A 26156-nucleotide genomic window follows, 5' to 3' on the forward strand; every position below is an offset into this window, starting at 1 on the left:
TATCGCCGCAGCAATTGGGGAACGTTCAGGGAAGGATCCACGGAATCTGATTGGGCGGGGGCGGCGGGGCCACGAAGCAAAGCGTCGTCCACTGATGCCACGACTGGTAATCGCTGTCGGTATAGCCCAGGTCAATCCAATAGCGGCCAGGAATGCCTCCGCCGATATCGGCAATGGTGCCAAAGCCATAGCCGGGCACGTAGACTTTTTGCCCCGCCATATAGCCGTACCACGAGCGTTTGACCGCCACGATGCCTTTGCGCAGCGTCGCGCCGCTAAAGGTCTTATCCGAACAATGGCCCACCCCCAGGCGGCAGGGGGAATACGAAGTGGCATACACCCGCAACACCCGCCAGCACTTCACCGGGCCATCGGGTGTCTGCAAAGTTTGAATCGTGATTTTCGTACCATAGCCCACGATGCGCGGCTGGGGGGCGCGTGCCAGCCAGGTGTCTTCCACCACCCGGCCGACCTCTTTCCCATCCTCATACCGCACCCGCATTCGCTGCACCTGCAAACCGTACTGCCCTTCCTGCACCACTTTGACGGTATCCAGCGGCAGATCGGCGCGCGCCTCGGTTTTGGAAGTAAACGCCACAGGCAACTGGCGCAACACCACCTTTTCCCAAACGCGGTGAAGCACCACGCTTCCCTTCTCGGGGAAAGGCGCGACATCGCCGGGAACGGTGGTTTCCAGCCCCTGGGGGGCCAGGTTCGCTTCAGCCAACGCCTGCCCCACCGTGGGGGCGGCACTCGTCAACAGGAAAGCCTGTTTGCCTTCCTGCACCTGCAACCGCACCGCGCGCTTGAGCGCAGCATCACGCGTTGCTGCGGGGGAAACCCAGGGCGCGGGGAGCAACCGGTCGCCTTCGTGCAACGTCACGCCAGCACGCCACAGCGCTTCGCCCAAAGAAGGGGCAGCCGTCTGCAGCGTTAGCGGCGCGCCATCCACCATCAGCGTCATCTTTACAGCGGGCTGCACCTGCACCACGGCCACGCTACCGGCGGGAAAAGAGCGGTCGGGCTTCCAGGCCTGGCCGTTGACGGTCAAAACCGCTTCAGCGGGCAACGAGACGCCCACCGCCTTCAACGCCTCGGCAGGGGTAGCAGCATGTGGCGCCCAACGCACCACCTCGGCCGTCACGACCCAGGCGCCCGAAGGCGCCGAAGGGGTGGGCGCAGGCTCGGCCGCGCGCGCAAAAACGGGGAAGCCCAGAAGCAAGGCCACCCCGAGCAACCACCCCATCAACCGCTGCCAAGAGAACATGGCCGATTTATTTGATGAGGGTAACTACAAAGGAAAGAATGATCAGCCCACCAATCACAGCCATCACCACCTGGCGGCGGCGCATCGCGCGCTGCTGTGCGCGGCTCATCTTGGGCTTCCTGGCTTTTTTGCTTTTTGCCATCATACACCTCCGAAGGGGTATTTTAGCACAAGATGCGAAAGGAGCGCGCTTCTGAAAGGATGCCCACATTGCCCTGGATGCTGCCTATGGCCCGTCATTCCCCAGGCCCCAACACCTGCTCCAACTCATCCAAATCCACCGGCTTGGTGAGGTAGCCGTTGGCGCCCAGGGAAAGCAGGCGGGCGCGCTCGGTTTCGGCAAACTCCGACGTCAGCATGAACACGCGCACGCGCTGCCACTGGCGGCGGCTGCGCACGAATTTCAGGAATTCATCGCCGGGAACCACGGGCATATTGAGGTCAAGCAGGATAACGTCGGGCGGGGGGCCTTGCAACAAAGCCCGTCCGGCGGCCTTTCCCGAAAGGAAAATGCGATGCTCCCAACCCAGCAGTTGAAGCATCAATCCAATCGCTTCGGCCATCTCACGGTCATCGTCCACAATCCACACGTTTTTCGCCATGCGTCACTCCTGCATCTTGCATCCTGCATCCTGCATCTCGCATCCTCTCTCACCCCAACGCCTCTTTCACCACCTCGGCCAGCCCGCGGCCGATGCCGGGCACCGCGGCGATTTCGTCCACCGTGGCCTGGCGAATAGCCGCGACCGAGCCAAAATGCTGCAGCAGCGCCCGTTTGCGCTTTGGCCCCACACCGGGAATAGCGTCCAGCGTGGACGTCAGCCCTTCCCGCACGCGGCGGTTGCGGTTGGCGGTGATGGCGAAGCGGTGGGCCTCGTCGCGCACCCGCTGGAGCAGAAACAGGCCAGGGTGGTTGCGGGGCAGGCGCAGGGGTGCGGCCTTTCCGGGGAGATAGATTTCCTCTTCGCGCTTGGCCAGCCCCACCGCGAAGATCCGCTCCCGCAGGCCGAAGCGGTCGAGCACCTTCAGCGCCCGCGCCAGTTGCCCTTTGCCGCCGTCGATGAGCATCAAATCGGGCAGGCGCACGAAGGATGGGTCGGGACGACTGCCGGGGGCGCTTTCCTCGGCCAGCGCGCGGGCGGCTTCCCAGCGGCGGAAACGGCGGGTGAGCACCTCTTCCATGCTGCCGAAGTCGTCGCCCGCCGCGGTGCGGATGTTGAAGCGGCGGTAATGCCCCTTGCGCGGCTGCCCCTGCTCGAAAACCACCATGCTGCCCACCGCGGCGGTGCCGTGCAGGTGCGAAATATCATAACCCTCGATGCGGTTGGGTGGTGCGGGCAGGGCAAGGGCTTCCTGCAATGCGGCCAGCGCCTCGGTGATTTGGCCGGCTTCGGCTTCCTGACGGGCTTGCAGCGCGGCCAAGGTTTCCGCCGCATTTTGCGCGGCCAGTTCCAGCAGGGCTTCCTGCTCCGCGTTTTGGGGCAGGGAAATCTCCACCGTGGCATGGCGGGCGTCGTTGAGCCATTCACGGATGATTTGCGCCTCTTCCACATCGTGGGGCAGCAGCACCTTGGGCGGCACGTGCGCGGCCTGCCCGTAAAATTGCTTCAGGAACGCGGCCAGCACGTCGGGAGCGGGCGCGTCTTCCGCGTTTTCCAGCAGGAAGTATTCCCGCCCAATGAGTTTGCCGCCCCGAATGAAGAACACTTCCACGCACGCGTTGCGCTCGTCGCGGGCTAACGCCAGCACGTCTGAATCCAACCCGCTTTGGGAAACCACCCGCTGGCGTTCCACCAGTTGGTGGATGGCCTGGATCTGGTCGCGCAGGCGGGCGGCTTTTTCGAAGGCCAGTTTTTCCGCGGCCCGCCGCATCTCGGCTTCCAGCCGCTGCACCACCGGCTCGGTGCGGCCTTCCAGGAAGTCGCACAAGTCCGCAATCATCTGGCGGTAGGCTTCCTGGGAAATCGCGCCCACGCACGGCGCGGCGCACAGGCCCAGGTCGGCGTAGAGGCAGGCTCGCGGGTCGTGGCCGGTGATGGGGCGGTTGCAGGTGAGGAAGGGGAAAATCTTGCGCAGGACGTCGAGGGTTTGATGCACTGCCCACATGCTGGTGTAAGGGCCGAAGTAGCGGGCGCCATCCTGCACCACCCGCCGCGTCACCGTGACCTTGGGGAACGGGTCTTGCCAGTGGACTTTGATGTAGGGGTAGCGTTTGTCGTCTTTGAGGCGGATATTGTAGCGCGGGCGGTGCTTTTTGATGAGGTTCATCTCAAGGATGAGCGCCTCGAGTTCGCTGCCCACGGTAATCCATTCGATTTCCGCAATTTGGGAAACCAGTTTGCGGGTTTTAGGGTGTTTCTGCGCGCTTTTGTGGAAGTAGGAACGCACCCGCCGCCGCAGGTTGACGGCCTTGCCGACGTAGATGATTTCGCCCGCGGCGTCCTTCATCAGGTAACAGCCGGGCTTTTCGGGCAGGGTTTCCAGCGTGGGGCGCAGGTGCTCGGGGATGGACATGGGGGGAAGTCGGGGAGTCAGATAGTCAGGTGGTCGCTTAGTCGCTTAGTCGCTTGGTTTTCATCCGCAATTCCTTCATTCGCCATTCGCAATTCCTTCATTCGCAATTTTCTACACAGCGAGCAACCTCTGCCGCGGCGACAGGGCCGGGGCGCAGCACCCGCGGTGGGGTGGCGGTGCAATCCACCACGGTGGAAGGCAGGCCACCAGGCGCGGGACCGGCATCCAACACCACGGCCACCGCGTCGCCCAGTTGCGCCACGGCTTCGGCAGCGGTGCGGGCCGGGGGTTCGCCGGAACGGTTGGCCGAAGTCACCGCGAGGGGGCCGGTGAGGCGCAGCAGCGCAAGGGCATCGGGGTGGTCGGGCATCCGCACGCCCACCGTGGGGTAGGGGGAAAGCGCCGCAGGCAGGTCGGGGTGTTTGGGCACCACTAACGTAAGCGCGCCGGGCCAAAACCGCGCCGCGAGCCGCTCGGCGCAGGGAGGCAAGGCGTCGGTGACGCGTGCGAGGTGGCCGGTTTCCCCCACAAGCACGGGAATGGCTTTGGCTTCAGGCCGCCCTTTAGCCGCGTAAATGCGGCCAATGGCCGCCGCATCCCACGGCCAGGCGGCGAGGCCATAGACCGTATCGGTGGGGAGTACGACGAGTTCGCCGCGGCGCAGGGCTTCGGCGGCGCGGGCGCGGGCTTCGGGGTCGGAGGCGGGGAGGATAAGGGGCATGGGGGAGAAAATCAGGAATGGCGAATCAGGAATCAGGAATGACAACGGCAACCACGCGATCGTGCCCGGCGAGGTCGGGCAGGACGCGCGTCTCGGCTTTGGGGAAGGCCGCGAGGGCCGCGACGCGGGCGGCTTCCCCCTGGTCGGCGGCAATTTCCAGCAGCAGCAGGCCGCCCGGGGCCAGGCGGCTACGGGCCTGGGCCAACAGGCGGCGGATGAGCGCGAGGCCGTCCGGGCCACCGTCCAGGGCTCCCCGCGGCTCGTGGCGCGCCACCGGCAGCGCATTCAGCGCCTCGGTGGGAATGTAGGGCGGGTTGGCGACGATAAGGTCGAAGGGGCCGGGAGCCGCCGCGAGCAGGTCGGTTTGCAGCCAGACAATGCGGTCGGCCACCTGGTAGCGGCGGGCGTTGTCGGCGGCCACGGCCAAGGCCGCGAGGCTGATATCGGTGGCTGTGATGCAAGCGCCGGCGATTTCCGCGGCCAGCGTCACGGCAATGATGCCACTGCCGGTGCCCACGTCGGCGGCGCGGCGGCGGGTGGGGTGCTGACGCAGCCACGCCAGCGCAAGTTCCACTAAGGTTTCGGTTTCCGGCCGCGGGATGAGCACCGCCGGGGTGAGGGCAAATTTCCGCCCGTAGAAGTGCCAGTAGCCCAGGACGTAGGGCAACGGCTCGCCCTGCGCCAGGCGGGTGCACGCGCGGCGCAAACGCCGGTGCTGGCGGGGCGTCAGGCGGGCTTCAGGGTGCGCCAACAGCCACGCACGGTCGCGGTGGAGCACCGCCGCGAGCAGGGTTTGGGCATCCAGCGCGGCGGTCTCGCTGTGGGGGGCGAGGGCGGCTTGGGCTTCGGCTAAGGCAGCGGTTATGGTGAGCATGGGGGCACTGCAATGAAGACCTATCAGGGCGATGCTTTTACGCGTCTTCCAGCGCGGCCAGGCGCTCGGCTTCCTCGCGGGTGGCAAGTTCGTCGATGAACTCATCCAATTCCCCGTCGAGCACCGCGGGCAGGTTGTAAACCGATTTGTTGATGCGGTGGTCGGTGACGCGCGATTGGGGGAAGTTGTAGGTGCGAATTTTCTCGGAACGCTCACCCGTGCCCACCTGCGAGCGGCGGGCGGCTTCCTGCTCGGCGCGGCGGCGGGACTCTTCCATCTCGTACAGGCGGGCTTTGAGGATGCTCATCGCCCGCAGTTTGTTCTGCAACTGCGAGCGCTCGTCCTGGCAGGCCACCACAATGCCAGTGGGCAGATGCGTGATGCGCACCGCGGTGGCGTTTTTCTGCACGTTTTGCCCGCCGGCACCCGCGGATTTGTAGACGTCGATTTTGATGTCTTTGTCGGGGATTTCGATTTCCACGTCGTCCACCTCGGCCAGCACAGCCACGGTGGCAGTGGACGTGTGAATGCGCCCCTGCGATTCGGTGGTGGGCACCCGCTGGACACGGTGCACGCCGGCTTCGTATTTCAGGCGAGAATACGCGCCCTGGCCTTTGATCAGGAAAGTGATTTCCTTGAAACCGCCCAGGCCAGTTTCGTTGGCCGACATCACTTCCACCTTCCAGCCCTGGCGCTCCGCGTAGCGGGTGTACATGCGGAAAAGGTCAGCCGCAAACAAGGCTGCTTCTTCGCCGCCGGTGCCCGCCCGGATTTCAATAATGACGTTGCGGTCGTCGCGCGGGTCTTTGGGCAGCAACATGCGCTTGATTTCTTCTTCCAGTTGCGCTTTGCGAGGCTCCAACTCGTCCACCTCGGCCTTGGCGAGTTCCTTGAGTTCGGGGTCGTCGCCCTCTTCCACCATCTGGCGGGCTTCCTCAAGCTGGGTCAACACACGGCGGTATTCTTTCGCCTTTTGCACCAACGGCTCCAGTTCAGCGCGCTCCTTGGCAAGTTCTGCCGCGCGCTTATAGTCGTCGCCCACTTCTGCCAACGCCTGATCAATTTCGGCAAAACGCTTCTCAATGCCGGCAAGTTTGTCCAACATACGCGGGTTCTCCTCAACGCAGGGATGCGCGTTGATTATACCAGCGCGAGCACCTTACAGGCTCAGCGGCTCGGCCCCGCGACCGATATTCGCCAGGAATTCATTGCGGGTGGCCGGGTTGGTGCGGAAACTCCCCAACATCGTCGAAGTCACCATGCGCGCATCATGCTTCTTCACGCCGCGAATCATGGCGCACATGTGGAAGGCTTCCATCACCACGGCCACGCCCTGGGGGTGCAGCAGTTCGTCCAGGAAATCGGCCACCTGGCGGGTGAGGCGTTCCTGCACCTGCAGGCGGCGGGCGAACATATCCACGATGCGGGGGATTTTGGAAAGCCCCAACACGCGCCCGTTGGGAATGTAGGCCACATGGGCGCGGCCGATGAACGGCAGCATGTGGTGTTCACACAGCGAATAAAACTCGATGTCGCGCACAATGACCATTTCGTCATAATCTACTTCGAAGAGGGCGTCGTTCACCAGCGCGACGGGGTCGGTGCGGTAACCGGCGAGCAACTCGCCATACATGCGGGCCACGCGGTCGGGGGTGCCTTGCAGCCCCTCCCGCTGGGGGTCTTCACCCACCGCTGCGAGAATATTGGTCACCGCGGTGCGGATGCGCGCTTCGTCAATTTCGCCGGAAAGCAACGCCGCGGCATCATGAAGGGAAGAATCAGGAAAGTTCATGCTCAACCTCTCAAACCCATACAGATTGCGAACAGGATAACGGGTTCATTTTACCACCTTTTTTCTCTATTGTTATGATAAAATTTGAACAATTGTATCCGCCACATTTTCTCATGGAGGGTCTTCTGTGTTTCCAGGCTATCTCCTTGCGCTGCGCGAAGGGTTAGAAGCCGCGCTGATCATCGGCATGGTGCTCAGCGCCTTGCACAAAACCGGCCGGCGTGCCCTGGCCTCGGCAATATGGTGGGGCGTGGGCAGCGCCGCCCTGGTAGGGGTCGGGGTTGCCGTTTTACTCACCCGGTGGGGGCTCACCCTGGCAGGCCACGCCGGTGCGGCCTTCGAAGGCGCGACCATGTTCGCGGCCGCGGGCATTCTGACGTGGATGCTTTTTTGGATGAAAGGCCATGCCGCCGATTTGCAACAAACCGTGGCCCAGCGTGTGGCTGCCGCCGCGGGCCAAGGAAACGCCCGTGCCCTTTACGGCCTGGCCTTCTTCGCCGTGCTGAGGGAAGGGCTGGAACTGGCGCTTTTCCTCAGCGCCGCCGCCTTCACCTCTACCGCCGCGCAGACGGCTTTCGGCGCTTTGTTGGGGCTGGCAACCGCCGCCGGGCTGGGGTGGGCGCTTTTCACCGCCACCCTCCGGCTCAACCTGCGCCGCTTTTTCCGGGTAACGACCGTGCTCCTTTTCCTGTTCGCGGCCGGTTTGGTCGCCAACGGCGTGCACGAATGGAACGAAATTGGCTGGATTCCCGCAGGGATAGAGCACCTGTGGAACACGGCGACGCTGCTGCGCGAGGCATCGCCGCTGGGCAGTGTGCTGACCGCGCTGTTTGGCTATCGTGCCAGCCCCTCCCTGAGCGCCGTGTTGGCCTACGTTGGCTACATCGCCGCGGCGGCCACAGGGCTGCGTTTCACCCACCGCCCAACCGACCGCCCCGACGCCGCCTGAGCCCGCAGGCGGTATAATGAACCCATGCACATTCTGGTTACAGGCAGCACCGATTTTGTGGGGCAGGCGGTCATCCGCCACCTGGCGTTAGCCGGGCACCGCTTGCGAGCGCTCATCCCGCCGGGGCCGGAAGGCCCTGCCCTGCCCCCTGGGGTTCCGGTCGAAGCCATTCTCACCGCCCCCGACGATGTGCGCGGCCTGCGTGCAGCCCTGGCAGGGGTCGACGCGGTGGTTTCCGTGTCGGGCGCAAGGCTACCCGCCCCTGACGAAGACCCCTTAGGGTTGGTACACCACATCCAGGCCCTGACCGAAGCCGCCGCCGACGCCCACACCCCCGCCATCCTGCACCTGAGCACCTTGGGCGCCGAGCCTTCCTCGGCCTTTCCATGGTTCAAAGCCCACGGGTTGGCCGAACTCGCCTTGCAGCGCAGCGGCGTGCCGCTCACCGTGTTCCGCATTGGCATGCCTTTTGGCGCGGGCGACGCCTTTAGCACCACCTTCGCGTTGCTACTCCACGCCGCACCGGTCTTCCCGCTGCCAGCAGGCGGCAAAACCCTGCTGCACCCCCTGTGGGTGGAAGACCTGGCAGCCACCGTGGCCCTCACGGTAGAAACCCGCCCCCCGCGCGGGGAAACCCTCGCCATCGGCGGGCCGGAACACCTCAGCCTGCAAGAGACCGCCGAAATCCTGAGCCGTGCCCTTGGCCTGCGCCGCCGCTTCGTCGGTGCGCCCCCTGCCTACCTGCGCCACCTGATCACCTGGTTACGCTATTTCTTCCCCCGCCTTCCCGTTTCTTCGTTCTGGCTGGATTACTTCGCCGCCGACCGCATCGCCCCGGCCGACACCTTGCCCCGTGAATTTGGCCTGTTGCCCGAGCGCTTCGCCCACCGCCTGCAACACCTGGAAGGCGTGCCCTGGCGCAAGCGCCTGCTCCACACCCTGCTTGCGAGGTAAGCCATGCGTCGCCTGAACCTGCACGGACAAACTTTCGAAATCCGCTTCCTGGAAAGCCCAACGGAGATGGACGCGGTCGAAGAAATTCAACGCGCCGTCTGGCCGGGGTCGGAAACCGATGTCGTGCCTTCCCACCTGCTGCTGACCATTGCCCACAACGGCGGCGTGGTGCTCGGCGCCTATCACCTGGAAAGCGGGCGCATGGCCGGCTTCGTTTACGGTTTCCCCTGCATGGCCGAAACCGCCGACGGCTGGCAGTTCAAACACTGCTCCCACCAGTTGGGGGTGCACCCCGACTTCCGCAACCTGGGGCTGAGTTTTCACCTCAAGCGCGCCCAATGGCAGTGGGTGCGCCACCAGGGGCTGCCGCTCATCACCTGGACGTACGACCCGCTGCTCAGCCGCAACGCCCACCTCAACATCCGCAAACTGGGGGGCGTGTGCCGCACCTACCTGCGGGAAGTGTACGGCCAAATGCGGGACGGCCTGAACGCGGGGTTGCCTTCCGACCGGTTCCAGGTGGAATTGTGGGTAGAAGCGCCGCGCGTGCTGCGACGGCTGGAAACCGCGCCACCGCTCGCCCTCGACCTGGCACACTACCTGAGCGCCGGCGCGCAAATTCTCAACCCCTCCGCGCGCGGCGAAGGCGACTTCCCTGTGCCCATGCCGCCCCCCGCCCCCGCCGCTGGCGACCTGCTGTTGGTCGAAATTCCTTCCGACTTCCAGGCCCTGCGCGCCACCGACCGCGACCTGGCCCTCCGCTGGCGGCTGCACACCCGCGAAATCTTCGAAGATCTTTTTGCCCGCGGCTACCTGGTGACCGACCACGTCTACCTGCCCGAACCTTTTCCGCGCAGTTTCTATGTTCTGACTCACGGTGAGGCCACATTAGGGGTATAATTGCGCTCGCGTCAGGGCTATCCTGGCGCCATCCCAAACCAAAGCACGCTCATACCTGCCATGCACATTGGCTTTGTTGCCACCCGTTTCGCGGGCACCGATGGCGTTTCGCTGGAAACCACCAAGTGGCGCGCCATTCTGGAGCGGCTGGGACATACCGCTTATTTTTGCGCCGGGGAGTTGGACGAAGACCACCTCCCCGGTATGCGCGTCCCCGAGATGCACTTCCAGCACCCGGAAATTCGCGCCCTGCACGACCAGGCTTTCGGCCACGCCCCGCTGCCCGCCGACTTTTACCCTCGCCTGGAAGCCACCGCTGAGGCTATTCTTACCGCCCTGCACCGCTTCGTTGCCACCTTCCGCATCGACTTACTCGTCACCGAAAACGCCCTCACCATCCCGATGAACCTGCCGTTAGGGGTGGCGCTGCGGCGGCTGATCGCCGAGACCCACATCCCCACCTGGGCGCACCATCACGATTTCTACTGGGAGCGGGCACGCTTTCAGGGAAGCCCGGCAGCCGACGTGCTCGAAGAAGCCTTCCCGCCCGCGCTGCCGGAAGTGCGCCACATCGTCATCAACCGTCCGGCGCAGCGCGACCTGCAAGCCCGCCGGGGGCTGGAAAGCACGGTCATCCCCAACGTTTTCGACTTCAACCGCGCCGCGATTGGCATCACCGCCGCCAACCGCGACCTGCGCGCCCACCTGGGCCTGAGCGACGACCATTTGCTCATTCTCCAGCCCACGCGGGTGGTGCCGCGCAAAGGCATCGAGCACGCCATTGCCTTGGTGCGCGAACTGCGCCGCCGCAAACGCCAACTGTTGGGCAAAGAGCCGGTGCTGGTGGTCAGCCACCACGCGGGCGACGAGGGCATGGACTACCTCGAACACCTGCAAACCTTAGCACGGCGCTGGCGGGTGCCCTTTTACTACACCCCCCACCATTTCTACGCCCGCCCGCCGCGCGACAACGGCGCCCCGGCCTACAGCCTGTGGGATGCCTACGTCCACGCCGACTTCGTCACCTACCCCAGCCGTTACGAAGGCTTTGGCAACGCGCTGCTGGAAGCCATCTACTTCCGCCTGCCGATGCTGGTCAACCGTTACAGCGTGTATGTGGAAGACATCGCGCCGTTAGGCTTCGACCTGGTGGAAATCGACGGAGAGGTCAACGCTGAAGCGGTGGAAGCGGTAGTCGAGGTGCTACGCGACCCGGTGCGCCGCCGCCGCATGGTCGAACACAACTACCAGCTGGCGCGCGAGCACTTTTCCTACGAAGCCGTGCTGCCCACGTTCGAGCGGCTTCTCACCACACCATACCCCGCGCCGGCAGGGTAGCCTTCCCCAACCAACAACCCACCCCAACCGTTAAACCAACCCCGAGGCAGGGACTTTCCCTGCCTCGGGGAGTTTTTTTGGGATTGCCTTCAGCCGCGCCGGGCGCGCTTCGAGCCCTTTAGGCTATACGAAAAGCGCGGCGGGCGGCAGAGCCGTCAGATGCCCCCAGCGGGTGGTAGCAAGAAGATAGCAAGCGAAAATCACGAACAGCACCAGCAAGAGCATGCCGCAACCCACGCCGCTGCACGAACAGCCTTTGCCAAACCCAAAGCGCTCTTCCAAAAACTCGAACAGCCAGGTGAGCAACACCAGGCGCAACAGGCCACCTAAGCAGCCGGGGCGATCGTTATTCATGGCTGAGCCTCCTGCGGGGTGGGCGTGGGTGTGGCCGTCGGCGCGGGCGTCATGGAAGGTAACGGCAACAGGTACGGGGCGTCGTTCGGCACCAGCATCACCTGCACGCCCGGCGCGAGTTTTTCGATGTACTGGTAGGTGAGCAGGTCAGGGTTATTTTGCAACACCTCGGCAATCAACTGCAAAGCCTGGGCTTCAGCCTGAGCCTGGATGACGCGCGCCTGGGCATCGCCTTTGGCCTTGATGACTGCCGCATCGGCCTGGCCTTGCGCCACCTGCCGGGCCTGTTCGGCTTCCTGCTTTTTCTGCTCGACCACAAACTTGGCCTGCAACGCTTTCTGCTCGGCAATCTGCTTTTGTTCAATGGCCTGAGCATATTCATCGGTGAAGGCAATGTTTCGCAGCACAAAGCCTTCCAAAGTCAGGCCGTTCTCTTCCAGCCGCTGCGCCAGGGTCTTGGAAATCATCTGCTCCAGTTCAAAACGCTTGGTGCTGATGACCTCCTCGATGCGGAACTGAGAAACCGCATCGCGAATCACCCCCCGCACCAGGGGGCGCACCAGTTCATGGGCATAGCGGTCTTGCCAGGCAATGTGTACTTCGACCACTTTGGCAGGGTCGATGGAGAAAATCACCGAGGCATCCATATACACCAATTGGCCATCTGCCGTGCGCGCTTTGATGGAATCATCGCCTTCCACTGCGCCTTCGCTCGGCGTGGACGACATGGTGTAAGTTTGTTTGGAAATCGGGTAGTAAACCACGTACTCCACATAAGGCACAATCCAGTGCAAACCGGGTGTGAGTGCCTGCGAGCGGTAGCCGGTGGGGGAAAGCGCCGAAATCACCACCCCGCGTTCCTGGGGTGGCACGAAGACCAGCCCCGCGCCCACGGTGGTCACCAAAATAGCCGCCGCAGCGAGGGCCAACAACGTACGCACCAGGGACTTGACAGGCTGGTGGCGGGTAGCACGCACCACCAACAGCCCTAACACCCCCAACGCCCCCAGCCAGAGCAGGCCGCTCAAACCGCGTACAACGCTTACAAGGTCCACATCTTCCTCCTTCGTTCAGTCGAGTTGCCCAAACAACGGCTCCATTCTATCATAAGCGCCCCTTCGGCCCGGCAGAAGTCCGAAGCGGGGCAAGACAGAGCAAAAGTAACTTTCCGAGCACCCCAAAGTGCTCCCCGCCCCAACACGGTGGCTTTCAACGGCGCTCGGACGCGCCTTCGGGCAAAGGCTTACAAAAAAGCCCCGCCTGAGGCGGGGCCAGAACGCAATACCAGCCAGGCGTTTAGAGGCGCTTCGCCATCTTGGCCGCCAGGTCGGCCACACGACACGAGTAGCCCCACTCGTTGTCGTACCACGACAACACCTTGACCAAATTGCCCTGCACCACGGTGGTGTTCTGAGCATCCACAATGGAAGAGCGCGGGTCGCCCTTGTAGTCCGAAGAAACCAACGGCTCGGTCGAGAAGCCAAGAATGCCCTTCATGGCGCCTTCCGCAGCGGCTTTGAACGCCGCGTTGACCTCTTCGGCCGTGGTTTCTTTCTCGACCACCGTGACGAAATCGATCACCGAGACGGTGGACGTCGGCACCCGGATGGACATGGCGTCGAACTTGCCTTGCAGTTCGGGAATGACCTTCCCCACGGCTTTGGCCGCGCCCGTGGTCGTGGGGATGATGTTGATGCCCGCGGCACGCGCCCGGCGGAAATCCTTGTGATGCGCCAGGTCCAGGATGCGCTGGTCGTTGGTGTAGGAATGCACGGTGGTCATGTAGCCTTTGACAATGCCAAAATTGTCGTTGATGATCTTTGCCACCGGCGCAAAGCAGTTGGTCGTGCAGGAAGCATTGGAAACGACATCGTGCTTGGCGGGGTCATAGAGGTCATCGTTCACCCCAAGCACTATCGTGATATCTTCGTTTTTAGCCGGCGCCGAAATGATGACTTTCTTTGCGCCACCGTGCTCAATGTGCGAGCGGGCGCCGGGGTCGGCCGCGGCGTCGCGAAACACGCCAGTGGATTCCACCACAATGTCCACCCCGAGGTCCTTCCAGGGCAACTTACGCGGGTCGCGCTCGGCAAACACCTTGACATGGTGGCCATTGATGACCAAATCGCCGCCAACGACTTCCACCGTGCCATCAAAGTGGCCATAGTTGGAGTCGTGGGCAAAGAGATAGGCGTTCATCTCCGGCGGGAAAAGGTCGTTGATCGCGACGACTTCCAGTTCATCGCCGTGGCGTTCCATAATGGCTTTCAAAACCTGGCGCCCGATGCGCCCAAAGCCGTTGATACCGATGCGTACGGTCATAGCCAACCTCCAAAGGGAAAAGTCAAAGACGGTTTCGGTAACTTAATCATACCACACGAGCGGAAAAACCCTCGTTTTCGCGCACAATCGCTTGCCCCATCCTTAGCCCTGCTTTCGGCAGTGCTTATGGCCTGTTCCCTTCCAGAAGAAGGGAAATAGACGAAGGCGCATGGGGGAAAGCCTGCGCCAATTGGCGGAGACAGCGTGCTGCCCCTCTCATTCCCACAAATGCAAACGCTCGCGGCTTCCACCGCGAGCGTTTCTCTTTCCATCGCGGGACAACACCCGCAAGATTGAGGTGGCGAGGGAGGGATTTGAACCCACAACCAAGGGCTTATGAGTCCCCTGCTCTACCATTGAGCTACCTCGCCGCGGCCCAAAGTATACGCGGAGGGGGAAAGTTTGTCAATGGTTCAGCAACGCCCCAACAGGGGAAGCCGCCTGCTGCGCGACGCCTTCTCGACCCACCGCGGCGGCTACCCGCCCGACGGCCTCCACCAGTTTTGCGAGGGCTTCCACCCGCAGCGACTGCGCCCCATCGGAAAGGGCCGCCGCGGGGTCGGGGTGCACTTCCACCAACAGGCCGTCGGCTCCAGCCGCCACCGCAGCCAACGCCGCTGGCAACACCAGGTCGGCGCGCCCGGTCGCATGGCTGGGGTCGCCGATGACAGGCCAGGGGGCTTCCTGCTTCGCCAGAGCGATGGCGTTGGCATCGAGAGTGTTGCGCGTGGCGGTTTCGAAGGTGCGAATGCCGCGCTCACAAAGCAAAATGCGCTCGTTGCCCCGCCGGGCGATGTGCTCGGTGGCCAGCAGCCATTCCCGCACCGTACTCATGAAGCCGCGCTTGAGCAACACGGGCTTGTCGGTTTCGCCCACCGCCCATAGCAGGGGGTAATGTTGCATGTTGCGGCTGCCAATCTGGATGATGTCGGCATATTCGGCCACCAGCGGCAGATGCTCGACGCCCAACGCCTCGGTAACCACCAGCAGGCCAAACTCATCAGCCACCGCGCGCAAGATGCGCAACCCTTCCACCCCCAACCCCTGAAAACTATCGGGCGAGGTGCGAGGCTTGAACGCCCCGCCCCGCAGCACCCGCAGCCCCAGGCGCGCCACTTCAGCGGCCACAGCGCGGGTCTGTTCGTAACTCTCCACCGCGCACGGCCCGGCCATGACCACCACCGGCGAAGACGCGCCTATCGGCAGGTCGGGGGAAAGCCACAAAGGGGGAGCCGTCATGGGGAATACCTCAACATGCCGGTTGCAACTGAGGGAAAGCCAGTGCCGACGCGAGGGCGCGGCGCATGGTCTCCAGTTTGAGCGTGGTTTCCTGCCATTCGCGCGCCGGGTCGGAACCTGCCACAATGCCAGCCCCAGCGTAAAGCACCGCCCGGTCGCCCAGCAGCAGCGCCGAGCGGATTGCCACCCCCAATTCGCCACTACCGTCGGGGAACATCAGCCCCACGGGGGCAGCATACCAGCCGCGCGGGTACGGCTCGTGGGCGGCGATGAAATCCAACGCGGCGGCCCGCGGCACGCCTCCCAAAGCCGGGGTCGGATGCAGCGCCGCTGCAACTTCCAGCAGGCCTATGCCCGGCCGCAACAGGCCACGCAGTGGTGTTTCCAGATGCTGAATGTGCGGCAGGCGGCGCAAACGGGGTTGCGAAGGCGCAGCCAGCCCTCGCGTAAGCGGCATGAGCGTTTTGCGAATGGCCATGACGACGGCAGCGTGCTCGCGGCGATCTTTGGCGCTCTGAAGCAACTGCCGCCCCAAGAGAGCATCTTCGTGCTCATTGCGCCCGCGAGCAATGCTGCCCGCCAGCGCCACGGTTTCCACCTGCCCATGCTGCACCCGCGCCAGCAACTCCGGCGTGGCGCCCACAAAGGCCATCCCCGGCTGCGGCTCGAACAAAAAGCAATAAGCCCGCGGCTGGCTGCGATGGAGGGCCTGCAACACAGCCACCGGGTCGGCCGGCGTCGGCAAGGGCAACACCACCGGCCGCGCCAGCACCACTTTCTGCAACGCACCAACGGCAATGGCTTCCAACGCGGTTTGTACCGCGACTTCCCACGCCTTTTGGGAAAGCACCTCTTCGGCAGGCGGCAGTTCGGCAGGCGAGGCAGCGGGAATCCCTTCCTCAGAAGGCACGGCCAGGGGGCCACGCACGCTTTCCGGGGCAGCCAACAGCGCCGCGGGGAAGGCTTCCCACCACGGGGCACGATGGTGATCTTGCGGGGAAAAGCCAAAACCAACGAAGCGGGGAGCGCTTTCCCCAACAGGGAAGGCCGCTTGCAAGGCACGGAAGCGTTCCGGGCCCTCGGCGGCGGCGCTTTCCCGCAGGCCAGCCCCTACCCAGCCCGTTTCACCATGCAGCCAGGCCCAGCGGGGAAGGCCCTTGTGCTGGCGCAGCCAATCGTAAAGGGTCATGTTTCCTCTTCCAGGCCAATGGAACGCAGCAGCATCAGCCGCAGGGAAGGCAGCCAGCGGTCGGGTGCGGGTTTGCCGGTGAGCAGCCAGCGGGTGACCAGTTCGTAAATGGCCCCTACCCAGGCGTAGGCCGTCACTTCGGCATCCAGCGGGGGAATATCGCCTTCGGCAACGGCCTGCTCCAGGTAAGTGCGGATGAGGCTGGCGAAACGGTCGTTGATTTCCAAACGCTTGCGCTCGAACCGCTCGCCCAACCCCACAGCCTGCACCAGAAAAATCTTCGCCAGGGGGCGATATTCGGCAAAAGTATCCAGTCCGGCTTCCAGCGCGGCCGTGACCCGCCGCACCCCGCCCCGCTCGGCGGCGATGGCCTCGGTGAGGCGCTTTTCCAGCAGCCCGGCAAACTGGTCGATGATGGCAAGAAAGAGGCGCTCTTTGCCAGGGAAGTGGAAATACACGCCGCCTTTGGAAACATGGGCTTCGGCCACAATGTCATCCATGCGCGTCTCGTGGTAACCCTTGCGGGCGAACACCCGGATGGCCGCGTCGAGGATGCGCTGGCGGGTATTGGCAGGTGTGGGGGCAGTCATCAAGTGCTCCAAGGGAGGGAAAGCGATTTGTGGTAAAATGTCATCCGACTGACCAGTCGGTCGCAAGCGGTAGGATACCACGGCCACGCCCATTCGTCAATTCGCGGCATCAGCATTCTCGCGAGGCTGTTTATGGACACTTCCTCTTCCCTCCCCCGCTGGAAAATCTGGATGCTGGCTATTCGCCCAAAAACGCTGCCCGCGGCCGTTGGGCCGGTGCTGGTGGGGTGGGGGCTGGCGGCGCACGAGGGCGTCTTCCGCTGGGGGCCGGCGCTGGCGGCGCTGGCAGGGGGCATTTTGCTGCAAATCGGGGCCAACTTAGCCAACGACGTTGCCGATTTCCAACGCGGCGCCGACCACGGCGAGCGCCTCGGCCCTACCCGCGTGACCCAGGCGGGGCTGCTTTCGCCTGCCGAAGTGACGCGCGGGATGTGGGTCACCTTTGCCCTGGCCGCGATGGTGGGTGTTTACCTCATCGCCGTGGCGGGCTGGCCAGTGGCGCTCATTGGCCTGACGGCCATTCTCGCGGCCATCGGCTACACCGGCGGCCCGTGGCCTTACGGCTATTACGGCCTGGGCGACCTGTTCGTCTTCCTCTACTTTGGGCTGGCGGCGGTGGGGGGCACCTATTTCGTGCAGGCGCGCGCCGTGTCCACGGCGGTGTGGTGGGCTGCCGTGCCGCTAGGGCTGCTGGCCACGGCCTTGCTGGTGGTCAACAACCTGCGCGACATCCCCACCGACCGGGCGGCAGGAAAACGCACCTTGGCCGTGCTGCTGGGGGAAGGCGGGGCGCGCCTGGAATACGATGTGTGCGTGGGGGGGGCTTATCTCATCGTGAGTGCCGCAGTGGCGGCGGGCATCTTCCCCCTGGGGGCGCTGGTCATCTGGCTTTCGCTGCCGTGGGCGTGGCGCACCCGCCGCATCGTGAGGGCAGCGCGCGGGCGCGCGTTGAACGCCGCCCTGGCTCGTACCGGCCAACTCATCCTGATTTTCGGGGTGCTGCTGGCTGCAGGGCTGGCCATCACGCGCTGACAGCCGGGCAGGCAAAATCGCGCTTCCCGCCTGCCGCTTTCAGGCTGCTTTGAAGATCTGCCGGTAAAGGTCTTCCCCGAAACTGGTTTGCAGCGGCTCGGCAGGGATCATCTTGAAGGTGCGGCGGCCGTCGGGCAGGCGCTCGGCGCGCAGGAAAAGGGCTTCCCCCTGGTTGGCGGTGTAGTAACCGTGGGCGAAGGTGTAGAAGTGGGTCACGAAAAACACCTTCACCTGGCCTTCCAGCAAAGCATCCACAATCTGACGGGCGATTTCTGAGCCTTCCCGCTCGTTGGTGGCGGCAAAGGATTCGTTGAACAGCACCAGGCTGTGGGCGCGCAGATGGTCGGCGATGGCATCCATGCGCCCCAGTTCCTCATCAAATTTGCCGCTTTCCATTTCGGCGTCTTCCTCGCGCTTGAAGTGGGTGAACACGCCGCGGGCGAGGTTGGCTTCCAGCGCCTGCGCGGGCACGAACAGCCCGGCCTGCATCATCAACTGCGCCAGCCCCACGCTGCGCAGGAAGGTGGTTTTGCCACCCTGGTTGGCGCCGGTGATGATGACCAGGTTTTTGGCATTGGCCTGGATGTCGTTGCCCACCACGGCAGCGTTTTTCGCCAGCGCCAGGCCGAGGTCGTAGAGGCCGGAAGCCGCAAAACGGCGCGTTTCGGCCGGGGCGGGGTCGGGGAAAGCCAGGGGCATCCCCAGCGCGGCGATGCGCTCGGCGAGGTTGAGCGCCCCGACGTAAAAGGCCAGTTCGGCCTGCAGCAGTTTCAGGAAGCCGTCGATGTGGTCGGCAGCCTGGGCTACCGCGTTGGCGACCTCGTTCAGGCCGCGGTCTTTGATTTCGCCCAGGGCCTTGGAGCCGTAAGTGTCGCGCGGGGGAATGGTAAAGCCGCAGGAAGGCGTGCGGTCGAAAATCTGTTTGAGGATGGGGCGCGGTGTGCGGCGGGGTTTGCGGAGGGTGTAGCGTGTGCCTTCGTTGCCCGGTCCCAGTTCGGCGCTCAGTAGCACCCCCTGGCGGAATTTCAGCGTGCGGAGGTGGGTTTCCACCTCTTCGAAATAGGCTTCGTCCAGTTCGGCCTGCAGCATGGCGAAGAAGCGGCGGAAGCCTTCTGAAGCAAACGCCCCAGCCTGGGCGTCGGCGATGGCCTTCAGCCGCCGCAGCAGCCCCACGAACATGGCCAGCAAATCGACGGCACTGCTCAAAATGCCCTGGGGCGAGCGGCTGAAAATGCCCAGCCACTGCTCGCGCTTCTTCTCCTGCGCTTCAATGGGGATGCGGTAGATCTCCCGCACGACGTCGGGGTGGGCAAGGCAGTCTTGCAGCACAGCCTGCCGGTAGCGGATGAGGTCGACGTCTTCCAGGGAATCCAGCAACACGCGCCGCGCCGCGGCGTACAGGAATTTATCGTCCTGGGCCATGGCCTCGTAAACCTGAGGGAGCCCCAAATCCTGCTCCAGGGCTTCGGCCTGCCATGGCAGGGGGGCTTCGGGGTCGGCGTCGCGGTTGGGGAAGAGCAGAAAGACATTCATGGGCGCACCCGTGCCACGAGTTGGTCGTGGGTGAGGTGGTGTTTCTCGGCGAGGGCGAGGGCGTAGGCCAGGCCGTTGGCGCGGCGGCGCACGATTTTGTAGGTGCGCTCGGCAGGGTTTTTGGGGTCCACCGTGCTCACCATGCTGACCACCTGCGGCCCCAGCGTCGAGAGTTCGGCCAGAAAGGTGACAAACACCCCCAGGGCATCCAGGGCGAGGAGTCTTTCCATCACCTGCCGCCCCAGGAAAAGCGCATCCTGGAAGGTGGTGGAAGCGAACACTTCGTTGAGGATGATGAGGCTCTGGGGCGTGGCCTGCTTGAAGGTTTCCCGCAGGCGGATGAGTTCGTCTTCCAGTTTGCCGCGCAGGTTGGTGACTTCTTCGGCGCGTTCAAAGTGGGTGAAGATATGGTCGGGCAGCACTAGGCGGGCTTCCCGGCCGGGGACCGGCAGCCCCAGCGCCGCGAGGTAGTGCAACTGCCCCACCGTGCGGGCGAAGGTGGTCTTGCCGCCCTGATTGGGGCCGGTGACGACAAAGATGCGTTCTTTGCCGTGCAGGGCGAAATCGTTGGTCACGACCAGCCGCCCTTCGCTCACCAGTTTGTGCGCCAGGGCCAGGTCGAAGGTCGCCCGCGCCGCGATGGCCTTGTCGGTGATGATTTCGGGGGTGCAGAAGGGCAGCCCGGCTTCCCGCAGGGGGGCGATGAATTCCAGATAGGCCAGGTAAAACTGCACTTCGCGGTCAAAGGCCGTCACCACGGGGTCGAGGAAATCGGGATGGCGCGCGCGGAAGGCGTCCAGATGGGCGAAGGGTTCGGGGTAGAGTTTGACCACGCAGTCCAGAATCTGGGCTTCGACGTGGTTCATCCCGCTGCGGACGTACACCGGCGTGCGGTAATCTTTCACCGCGCCGCGGCGGAACTTGGCGAAGGTGCGTTCCACTTCGGCGGCGTGGTCGGGCTCGTCTTCGCAGCGGCGCACCCGCACGGTATCCCCCATGATGTGGATGCAGTAGCGGATGGCGTCCAGTTCGGTGCGCACGGCCTGCGCTTCGTCCCGCAGGGCGGTGAACGCCTCGGCGTGGACATAGTCGGCGAGGTAGTCGCGCAGCGCCAGGAAGGCCGCAGCGTGGAGATCGGCCTCGGCCAGGGCGTCGGCGAGCGCCTGGACGGCCTCGGTGTAGCGCAGCACGGCTTCCAGGAACCAGCCCGCGATGTGGTAGGGGTATTCCAGGTCGTTCAGCATCCGCAGGTAGCGGCTGACCTGGCGCATGCGGGTGGCAAAGGTGTGGACGTGCTCCCGCAGGGCGTCGTTTTCCAGATCCTGCGCCACGGCCTGGCGGTAGCGCACGGCAGCGGCATCGTGCAGGGGGTGGTAGAAAAACGGACGCAGACGATAGACCTTGCGGCCGGCGAGCAGCGCGTCGACCACCTGATCCAGGTTGAGGTCGCCAAAAAACGGCGGCTCGGCGGCCTGATCTTCGTCAGGCCGGGCAGCGTCCGGCGGGAAGAGCACGCTTGGCGAGGGCATGGCGTTACTCCGCGGGCTTCCGCCCCCAATAGACGGCCACCGCGCCGAACATCAGCCGCTGGTAGCCCACCTCGCGGAAGCCGGCGGCTTCCAGGCGGGCAACCATTTCGGGCGGGGCGAGGAAGTTTTCGGTGGAAGCCTGCAAATAGCGGTAGGCGTGCGCGTTGCGGGCAACGGCCTTCCCCAGCCAAGGGATAACCACCCGCAGGTGCAGCCGCATGAAGGGGGTGAGCAGGTTTTGCGGCGGGCGAGAAGTGTCCAGCGCCGCCCAGCGGCCGCCCGGATTCAGCACACGGTGTTGCTCTTGCAGCGCCGCGTCGAGGTCGGCCACGTTGCGCAACAGGAAAGCGGAGGCCAGCGCGTCGAAAGTGTCGTCGGGGAACGGCAATTGTAGCGCGTCGGCGGTCAGCCAGCGGATGGGGAAGCCTGCCAGTTGCTCTTTGCCCACCGCCAGCATTTCAAAGGTCAGGTCGCTGGTCACGGGCAGAATGCCGGGGGCCATGCGGAGGGCTTCGCGCGTCAGCGCGCCGGTGCCGCCGCCCAGGTCCAGGAAGCGGTCGCCGGAGCGCAGGGCCAGGCGGCGCAAGGTTTCCCGCCGCCAGAGGTCATCTTGCCCCAGGGAAATCAGGCGGTTGAGCAGGTCGTAGCGGTCGGCAATCTGAGCGAACAAATTGCGGACGTATTCCGGCTTCTTTTCGCTGGGGGGTAAAACGGAAAAATCACTCATGGCAAAAACTCAAGGCAGCCAGCGGTATTCCAGCGCGGGGGCGAGCATCCGGTTCCACGAAGGCAACAGCGCGCCGAAAGAGGGGGTGAGCCGCCCGGCCGCGCCGCTCAAAATGGCCTCAATAGGCGACATCGGCGGTTCGTAGCGCACCACGCGCGGCACGTCGGTGATGTTGCCCAGGTCGGCGGCTTTGGCGATGGCGTCGTCTTCGTAGCCCAGGGCATCGATCAGTTTCAAATCCAGGGCATCCCGGCCGGTGTAAACCCGCCCATCGGCCAGTTGACGCACCTTGCCTTCGGGAATGTGCCGGCTATCGGCCACGATTTTGACAAAGTTGTCGTAGGCCTGGTCAATGACATGCTGCCAGTATGCCTTTTCCTCGGGCGTCATTTCCCGGTAGGGACTGCCAAAATCCTTGTCTTTGCCCGACTTGATGACGGTCATCTGAATGCCGAGTTTTTCCATCAAGCCCTGGGCGTTGGGGAATTCGCTGATGACGCCGATGGAGCCGGTCAGGGTGTAGGGGTTGGCATAGATGTAGTCGCCTGCCATGCTGACGTAATAGCCGCCGGAAGCCGCGAGGTCGCGCATCAGCACCACAATGGGCTTGTCCATGTCTTTGAGCGCCTGGTAGATGCGGTCGCTGGGCACGATGCCACCGCCGGGGCTGTTGACTTCCAGCACCACGGCCTTGATGCTGCTATCGTGCTTGGCGGCGGTGATCATGGCGATGATGTCATCGGCAGCAGCGACCTGCGAGGTGCCCAGGGCGGAGGCGTGGCCTTCCACGATGGGGCCGTTGATGGGGATGATGGCCACGGCGGGGCCGGTCAGGGGGCCGCGCACGTGGCGCGCCACGGGGGCTTTGGCCATCGTGGCAGTGGAACCTCCGCTGGTGATGCTGGCACTGACCAGGGCCAGCATGAACAGGCCGCCGCAGGCGAAAATCGGCAACAGGAAGCCCAACGCCACGCCGATGAGCGCCCACAAGGCATTGCGGGAAGACGCCGGGCGCGGCTGACGGGGCGGGGTAGCGTTAGGCACGGGTTGTTGAGGATTGTTCATCTTGCTCTCCTTCACGAGGGGCTCTGAGGGCACACCCAGCACGCGGGCAGAACGACGAAGGGGGATTTTCGTGTGCTATGATGCGTCTGCCGCGGGATTGTACCATAGCGGCCAGGGTTGCCGAACCGGCGGCAGCGAGGCGGCCAAAGCAGCGGGAAGGAAGAAACCGCGCACCCCAAATGCCAACCCTTCACCGGCGGCCGACAGCCACCTTCACACCGGCAACACGGCGGCACACCGCCACCCGCTTTCGAAACAGGCCCGAAAGGCCGGTTTGGCCGGGTAAGGAAAGCGCACCACGTGCTGGTAGGCCTTGCCCGCGCGCACCTCGGTGAAAGCCAGGTATGAATCTACAATGGAACTGGTGTATTCCCACAGAGCCACGTCGCGCAAGGCTACATCGAGGCTCAGGTCAGGCAGCAGGAAAAGGCGGCGGTCGGTCGCCACCAGCACCTGGGTACCCGCTTTGGGCTGGAACCATGCTGGCAGCGCCGCCCAGGCGTAGGGGTGTTCGCCGTCTTCCAGGGCGTCTTCCAGCAACGGCCGGAAGTGCTCGGTCAGGCGGCGGCTTTCGTCGGGGTCGTTGGAGGCGGTGTCGACCAGAGGTTTGAGGGTCTCGGGCAAGGGGGGCGGGGTCGCCCGTTGCAGGGCCCGCGCTGGCGAGGCGGTGCTCACCACCGGCGCAAGCAGCGCCAGCAGGTCTTGCAGCGCCGTGCGGGTGTAAGCCGGCGATTCCCAGACTATTTCGGCCTCGCCTTTGGCCGCTGCCCAGCGGGTGGTGAGGGCGAGGTGATTGCCCAGGGGGCGCAGGTCGGCAGCACGCAGGCGTTCCAGCACGCCTACCACTTCCCGAAAGCCGTAGCGGATGTTGGCAGCGTCGGGGGGGATGAGCTCGGCGAGGTGGATCAGGCGGTGGGTGGTGAGCAGCAGCACGCCTTCCTGCAGGCGTTCGCGCCGCAGCCAGGAACGCTGGCGCTGGCTGGCCATGGCGGGGCGGCGGGCGGCGTAGAGGATGCGCTCGTCGGGGGCCAGGGCGTCGCCGACATAATCCTGAAAGCGGTAAGGCAGTTCAAAGAAGGTGTATTCGGCGGCGGTGTATTGCTCGGCATCGGCATAGCCCCCCTGCGCCGCCGAGCGCAGGGCCTGCCAGGCGGGGGCGTGGCGGCGGCGGGCGGTGTCGTGGTTTTCGCGGTAGCGGCGTGCTCCCTCGTGGAGGTGCGGTTCCACTTCTTCGACTTCCAGCCAGCGCCATTCGCCGGGGCGGGCGCGGCGCAGGGCTTCCAGCACGGCTTCCTGCTGCTGCGCAGGAACGGCTTTCCACTCGCGGGGGGCTTCCGGTTCGGCTTCCACCACCGCGACCAAAAAAGGCGGCTCTTCTCCCCGCTGGAAGGCGCCTAACAGGCGGCCTTCCAGCAGGGTGTCGGTGGGGTGCGAAATGCTGCCCAATACCACCACGCGGAACGGCTCGTCGTAGGGCGTCCACACTTCGGGTAGCACGGCAACGTCGAAGGGGAGGGCTTCCACGGGCGGCACGATTTCTTCCAGCCGCCAGGCCGCGCCTTCTTCGGGCAGGTAGCGGCCCGTGATGCCGCCGGGCTGAATGATGCGGAGTTCCAGCAGGTGTTCTTTGGTCATCGGCCCTACCCACAAAGAAAGGATTTCTCGCCGGCACGCATGTTCAGGCACACAGGTTGGGCACGCCCAGGCGGTGAACCATCAAGCCCCAGCCAGGGCTGTGACAAAAAAACCTCTACCGAAACGCACACTTCGGTAGAGGCCATTAGTCCACAACGGACACAGCAAGGCGAGCCTCATCGCCATAGGGTTGTGGGGCAATTTTACTACAAGATGGCGCTAAGCCAAGGTGCCAAAAATCACAAAAACTGACACGCCGCGTTTGCTTTCTCGCCATTTTTGAGTACAATTACACAGGAACCCATTTCACTTTCCGAGGAGGTGTCACGAGCGAAACACATCCATTGTATGCCTTGCGTCTCTGCCCGTTTCCCATGCTCTTCAAGGAGGAGTCAAAATGAAACGCTTCTGGTGGCTTCTTGTCGCTACGCTGATCGTGGCAGCCATGGTACTGAGCGCCTGCAGCCCGAAGCAGCCAGCCACGCAAGCGCCGGCGCAACAGCAACAAGAGAAACAGCCTTTTGTGTTCGGTATGCTGCTGGTAGGGCCGTATAACGACCATGGCTGGAGCCAGGCCCATTACGAGGCCGGGCAGTATGTGGAGCAAAAACTGGGGGCCAAGATGCTTTACGTGGACAAGGTCAACCCCGCCGACCGTCCTGGCACCACGCCAGAACAACTGGCCGAAGACCTGGTCTCGAAAGGCGCCAAACTCATCATCTTCAACTCCGATGATATGAAAGACGCCGCCCTCGCTTTTGCCCAAAAACACCCCGATATTTACGTCATTCACGCCTCGGGCGACAACGCCTGGAAAGAAGGCAAGGACTACAAGGACTTGCCAAACCTGGCGAACGTGATGGGCAAGATGATCTACGGCAAGATGATTGCCGGCTGTGCGGCGGCCATGATGACCAACACCGGCCAGATCGGCTACCTTGGTCCCCTCATCAACGACGAGACCCGCCGCCTCGCCTCCTCGGCTTACCTGGGCGCCAAATACTGCTGGCAGCACTACCGCAACAAAGACCCCAAAGACCTGAAGTTCAAGGTGACGTGGATCGGCTTCTGGTTCAACATTCCCGGTGTGACCTCTGACCCAACCCAGGTCGCCGACGATTTCTTCAACAGCGGCTACGACGTCGTCCTCTCGGGCATCGACACCACCGAAGCCCTGGTGGAAGCCAAGAAATTCCACGACCAGGGCAAGACGGTCTACGCGGTGCCCTACGACTTCAAAGACGCCTGCGCCGAAGCCCCCAGCGTCTGCCTGGGTGTACCCTACTTCAACTGGGGCCCCAGCTACGTCAAACTCATCAAGAACGCCGAAGACGGCAAATGGCAATCCACCTTCATGTGGGTAGGCCCCGACTGGAAAGACATCAACAACCCCGACACCTCGGCCATTGGCTTTGAGAAGGGTGACGCCCTGAGCGACGAGGCTTCCGATGCCGTGACCAAATTCATCGACGAACTCGCCAACGGCCTCAACCTCTGGACTGGCCCGCTCAAACTGCAAGACGGCACCCTCTACCTGAAAGACGGCGAAAAGGCCACCGACCAGCAGATCTGGTACCTGCCGCAACTGCTGGAAGGCATGGAAGGCCAAAGCGTGCCGCAGAAATAACACCT

Annotated in this window: 24 protein-coding genes and 1 tRNA gene; 6 read left to right on the forward strand and 19 right to left on the reverse strand. The window is 64.0% G+C overall.

Going from position 1 to position 26156, the window contains the following annotated elements; all coding sequences use genetic code 11:
• Positions 1-25 precede the first annotated feature (25 nt).
• The 7 genes from ENJ54_05975 to folE form a co-directional block, all read right to left on the reverse strand.
• Positions 26-1267: a DUF348 domain-containing protein gene (locus ENJ54_05975; GenBank protein HFC09379.1), complete on the reverse strand. Its 1242-nt coding sequence runs from the start codon at positions 1265-1267 to the stop codon at positions 26-28.
• Between the two features lie 236 nt (positions 1268-1503).
• A complete protein-coding gene (locus tag ENJ54_05980) occupies positions 1504-1869 on the reverse strand; it encodes a response regulator (protein HFC09380.1) in 366 nt (121 codons plus the stop codon).
• A 49-nt stretch (positions 1870-1918) separates the two neighbouring features.
• The gene (uvrC, locus tag ENJ54_05985) at positions 1919-3781 is read right to left on the reverse strand and encodes an excinuclease ABC subunit UvrC (GenBank protein HFC09381.1); all 1863 of its coding nucleotides are present in this window, start codon (positions 3779-3781) and stop codon (positions 1919-1921) included.
• 97 nt (positions 3782-3878) lie between these two features.
• On the reverse strand, positions 3879-4502 hold the full coding sequence (locus tag ENJ54_05990; protein ID HFC09382.1) for a threonylcarbamoyl-AMP synthase: 624 nt from the start codon (positions 4500-4502) through the stop codon (positions 3879-3881).
• Between the two features lie 25 nt (positions 4503-4527).
• Positions 4528-5376, reverse strand: coding sequence for a peptide chain release factor N(5)-glutamine methyltransferase (gene prmC, locus ENJ54_05995; protein HFC09383.1), 849 nt, complete (start codon positions 5374-5376; stop codon positions 4528-4530).
• 37 nt (positions 5377-5413) lie between these two features.
• Positions 5414-6481 (reverse strand): peptide chain release factor 1, encoded by a 1068-nt coding sequence (locus tag ENJ54_06000; protein ID HFC09384.1) that lies wholly within the window; start codon positions 6479-6481, stop codon positions 5414-5416.
• 54 nt (positions 6482-6535) lie between these two features.
• A complete protein-coding gene (gene folE / locus ENJ54_06005) occupies positions 6536-7168 on the reverse strand; it encodes a GTP cyclohydrolase I FolE (GenBank protein ID HFC09385.1) in 633 nt (210 codons plus the stop codon).
• Between the two features lie 91 nt (positions 7169-7259).
• On the opposite strand from folE, the gene ENJ54_06010 reads away from it, so the two are divergent.
• The 4 genes from ENJ54_06010 to ENJ54_06025 are packed head-to-tail and all read left to right on the forward strand — an operon-like array spanning position 7260 to position 11309.
• Positions 7260-8117, forward strand: a complete 858-nt coding sequence (locus tag ENJ54_06010; protein HFC09386.1) for an iron transporter — start codon at positions 7260-7262, stop codon at positions 8115-8117.
• A gap of 24 nt (positions 8118-8141) precedes the next feature.
• A complete protein-coding gene (locus ENJ54_06015) occupies positions 8142-9071 on the forward strand; it encodes a hypothetical protein (GenBank protein HFC09387.1) in 930 nt (309 codons plus the stop codon).
• 3 nt (positions 9072-9074) lie between these two features.
• Positions 9075-9971, forward strand: coding sequence for a hypothetical protein (locus ENJ54_06020; protein ID HFC09388.1), 897 nt, complete (start codon positions 9075-9077; stop codon positions 9969-9971).
• A 60-nt stretch (positions 9972-10031) separates the two neighbouring features.
• Positions 10032-11309: a glycosyltransferase gene (locus ENJ54_06025; protein ID HFC09389.1), complete on the forward strand. Its 1278-nt coding sequence runs from the start codon at positions 10032-10034 to the stop codon at positions 11307-11309.
• A 123-nt stretch (positions 11310-11432) separates the two neighbouring features.
• Here the strand turns inward: ENJ54_06025 and ENJ54_06030 are convergent, their stop codons facing one another.
• From ENJ54_06030 to ENJ54_06060, 7 genes are all read right to left on the reverse strand, one after another.
• Entirely contained in the window at positions 11433-11663 is a 231-nt protein-coding gene (locus ENJ54_06030; protein ID HFC09390.1) for a hypothetical protein, read from the reverse strand.
• Positions 11660-12718, reverse strand: a complete 1059-nt coding sequence (locus ENJ54_06035) for a prohibitin family protein (GenBank protein ID HFC09391.1) — start codon at positions 12716-12718, stop codon at positions 11660-11662. Before ENJ54_06035 ends, ENJ54_06030 begins: the two co-directional genes overlap by 4 nt.
• 241 nt (positions 12719-12959) lie before the next feature.
• Positions 12960-13985, reverse strand: coding sequence for a type I glyceraldehyde-3-phosphate dehydrogenase (gene gap / locus ENJ54_06040; GenBank protein HFC09392.1), 1026 nt, complete (start codon positions 13983-13985; stop codon positions 12960-12962).
• Positions 13986-14281: 296 nt separating this feature from the next.
• Positions 14282-14356: transfer RNA gene (locus ENJ54_06045), tRNA-Met, on the reverse strand.
• Between the two features lie 34 nt (positions 14357-14390).
• Positions 14391-15224 carry a 3-deoxy-7-phosphoheptulonate synthase gene (gene aroF / locus ENJ54_06050; protein HFC09393.1) on the reverse strand — a complete coding sequence of 278 codons (834 nt, stop codon included), beginning with the start codon at positions 15222-15224 and terminating at the stop codon, positions 14391-14393.
• 10 nt (positions 15225-15234) lie between these two features.
• A complete protein-coding gene (locus ENJ54_06055) occupies positions 15235-16413 on the reverse strand; it encodes an isochorismate synthase (protein HFC09394.1) in 1179 nt (392 codons plus the stop codon).
• On the reverse strand, positions 16410-17003 hold the full coding sequence (locus ENJ54_06060) for a TetR/AcrR family transcriptional regulator (protein ID HFC09395.1): 594 nt from the start codon (positions 17001-17003) through the stop codon (positions 16410-16412). Before ENJ54_06060 ends, ENJ54_06055 begins: the two co-directional genes overlap by 4 nt.
• Before the next feature lie 132 nt (positions 17004-17135).
• Here ENJ54_06060 and ENJ54_06065 point away from each other — a divergent pair, with 132 nt between their 5' ends.
• Complete coding sequence (locus ENJ54_06065; protein HFC09396.1) at positions 17136-18035, forward strand: 1,4-dihydroxy-2-naphthoate polyprenyltransferase; 900 nt, start codon at positions 17136-17138, stop codon at positions 18033-18035.
• A 39-nt stretch (positions 18036-18074) separates the two neighbouring features.
• Here ENJ54_06065 and ENJ54_06070 read toward each other — a convergent pair whose 3' ends face one another.
• From ENJ54_06070 to ENJ54_06090, 5 genes are all read right to left on the reverse strand, one after another.
• On the reverse strand, positions 18075-19568 hold the full coding sequence (locus ENJ54_06070) for a DNA mismatch repair protein MutS (GenBank protein HFC09397.1): 1494 nt from the start codon (positions 19566-19568) through the stop codon (positions 18075-18077).
• Positions 19565-21097 (reverse strand): DNA mismatch repair protein MutS, encoded by a 1533-nt coding sequence (locus ENJ54_06075; GenBank protein HFC09398.1) that lies wholly within the window; start codon positions 21095-21097, stop codon positions 19565-19567. The genes ENJ54_06070 and ENJ54_06075 overlap by 4 nt, the downstream gene beginning before the upstream one ends.
• A gap of 4 nt (positions 21098-21101) precedes the next feature.
• Positions 21102-21824: a ubiquinone/menaquinone biosynthesis methyltransferase gene (locus tag ENJ54_06080; protein ID HFC09399.1), complete on the reverse strand. Its 723-nt coding sequence runs from the start codon at positions 21822-21824 to the stop codon at positions 21102-21104.
• Between the two features lie 9 nt (positions 21825-21833).
• Positions 21834-22889, reverse strand: coding sequence for a signal peptide peptidase SppA (sppA, locus tag ENJ54_06085; GenBank protein HFC09400.1), 1056 nt, complete (start codon positions 22887-22889; stop codon positions 21834-21836).
• A gap of 213 nt (positions 22890-23102) precedes the next feature.
• Positions 23103-24524 (reverse strand): hypothetical protein, encoded by a 1422-nt coding sequence (locus ENJ54_06090; protein HFC09401.1) that lies wholly within the window; start codon positions 24522-24524, stop codon positions 23103-23105.
• A gap of 397 nt (positions 24525-24921) precedes the next feature.
• Here ENJ54_06090 and ENJ54_06095 point away from each other — a divergent pair, with 397 nt between their 5' ends.
• The gene (locus ENJ54_06095; GenBank protein HFC09402.1) at positions 24922-26151 is read left to right on the forward strand and encodes a BMP family ABC transporter substrate-binding protein; all 1230 of its coding nucleotides are present in this window, start codon (positions 24922-24924) and stop codon (positions 26149-26151) included.
• The last annotated feature ends 5 nt before the right edge of the window (positions 26152-26156 follow it).

The sequence above is a fragment of the Chloroflexota bacterium genome (genome assembly GCA_011322445.1).
Lineage (GTDB): Bacteria > Chloroflexota > Anaerolineae > Anaerolineales > DRMV01 > DRMV01.

Excerpts from the sequence above, each read along its gene's own strand:
- ENJ54_06000 (HFC09384.1), bottom strand. The coding sequence starts at position 6,481 with ATGTTGGACAAACTTGCCGGCATTGAGAAGCGTTTTGCCGAAATTGAT.
- gap (HFC09392.1), bottom strand. The coding sequence starts at position 13,985 with ATGACCGTACGCATCGGTATCAACGGCTTTGGGCGCATCGGGCGCCAG.
- folE (HFC09385.1), bottom strand. The coding sequence starts at position 7,168 with ATGAACTTTCCTGATTCTTCCCTTCATGATGCCGCGGCGTTGCTTTCC.
- ENJ54_06095 (HFC09402.1), top strand. The coding sequence starts at position 24,922 with ATGAAACGCTTCTGGTGGCTTCTTGTCGCTACGCTGATCGTGGCAGCC.
- aroF (HFC09393.1), bottom strand. The coding sequence starts at position 15,224 with ATGACGGCTCCCCCTTTGTGGCTTTCCCCCGACCTGCCGATAGGCGCG.
- ENJ54_05980 (HFC09380.1), bottom strand. The coding sequence starts at position 1,869 with ATGGCGAAAAACGTGTGGATTGTGGACGATGACCGTGAGATGGCCGAA.
- ENJ54_05975 (HFC09379.1), bottom strand. The coding sequence starts at position 1,267 with ATGTTCTCTTGGCAGCGGTTGATGGGGTGGTTGCTCGGGGTGGCCTTG.
- ENJ54_06030 (HFC09390.1), bottom strand. The coding sequence starts at position 11,663 with ATGAATAACGATCGCCCCGGCTGCTTAGGTGGCCTGTTGCGCCTGGTG.
- ENJ54_06090 (HFC09401.1), bottom strand. The coding sequence starts at position 24,524 with ATGACCAAAGAACACCTGCTGGAACTCCGCATCATTCAGCCCGGCGGC.
- ENJ54_06055 (HFC09394.1), bottom strand. The coding sequence starts at position 16,413 with ATGACCCTTTACGATTGGCTGCGCCAGCACAAGGGCCTTCCCCGCTGG.
- uvrC (HFC09381.1), bottom strand. The coding sequence starts at position 3,781 with ATGTCCATCCCCGAGCACCTGCGCCCCACGCTGGAAACCCTGCCCGAA.
- ENJ54_06065 (HFC09396.1), top strand. The coding sequence starts at position 17,136 with ATGGACACTTCCTCTTCCCTCCCCCGCTGGAAAATCTGGATGCTGGCT.
- prmC (HFC09383.1), bottom strand. The coding sequence starts at position 5,376 with ATGCTCACCATAACCGCTGCCTTAGCCGAAGCCCAAGCCGCCCTCGCC.
- ENJ54_05990 (HFC09382.1), bottom strand. The coding sequence starts at position 4,502 with ATGCCCCTTATCCTCCCCGCCTCCGACCCCGAAGCCCGCGCCCGCGCC.
- sppA (HFC09400.1), bottom strand. The coding sequence starts at position 22,889 with ATGAACAATCCTCAACAACCCGTGCCTAACGCTACCCCGCCCCGTCAG.
- ENJ54_06015 (HFC09387.1), top strand. The coding sequence starts at position 8,142 with ATGCACATTCTGGTTACAGGCAGCACCGATTTTGTGGGGCAGGCGGTC.
- ENJ54_06070 (HFC09397.1), bottom strand. The coding sequence starts at position 19,568 with ATGAATGTCTTTCTGCTCTTCCCCAACCGCGACGCCGACCCCGAAGCC.
- ENJ54_06020 (HFC09388.1), top strand. The coding sequence starts at position 9,075 with ATGCGTCGCCTGAACCTGCACGGACAAACTTTCGAAATCCGCTTCCTG.
- ENJ54_06025 (HFC09389.1), top strand. The coding sequence starts at position 10,032 with ATGCACATTGGCTTTGTTGCCACCCGTTTCGCGGGCACCGATGGCGTT.
- ENJ54_06080 (HFC09399.1), bottom strand. The coding sequence starts at position 21,824 with ATGAGTGATTTTTCCGTTTTACCCCCCAGCGAAAAGAAGCCGGAATAC.
- ENJ54_06075 (HFC09398.1), bottom strand. The coding sequence starts at position 21,097 with ATGCCCTCGCCAAGCGTGCTCTTCCCGCCGGACGCTGCCCGGCCTGAC.
- ENJ54_06060 (HFC09395.1), bottom strand. The coding sequence starts at position 17,003 with ATGACTGCCCCCACACCTGCCAATACCCGCCAGCGCATCCTCGACGCG.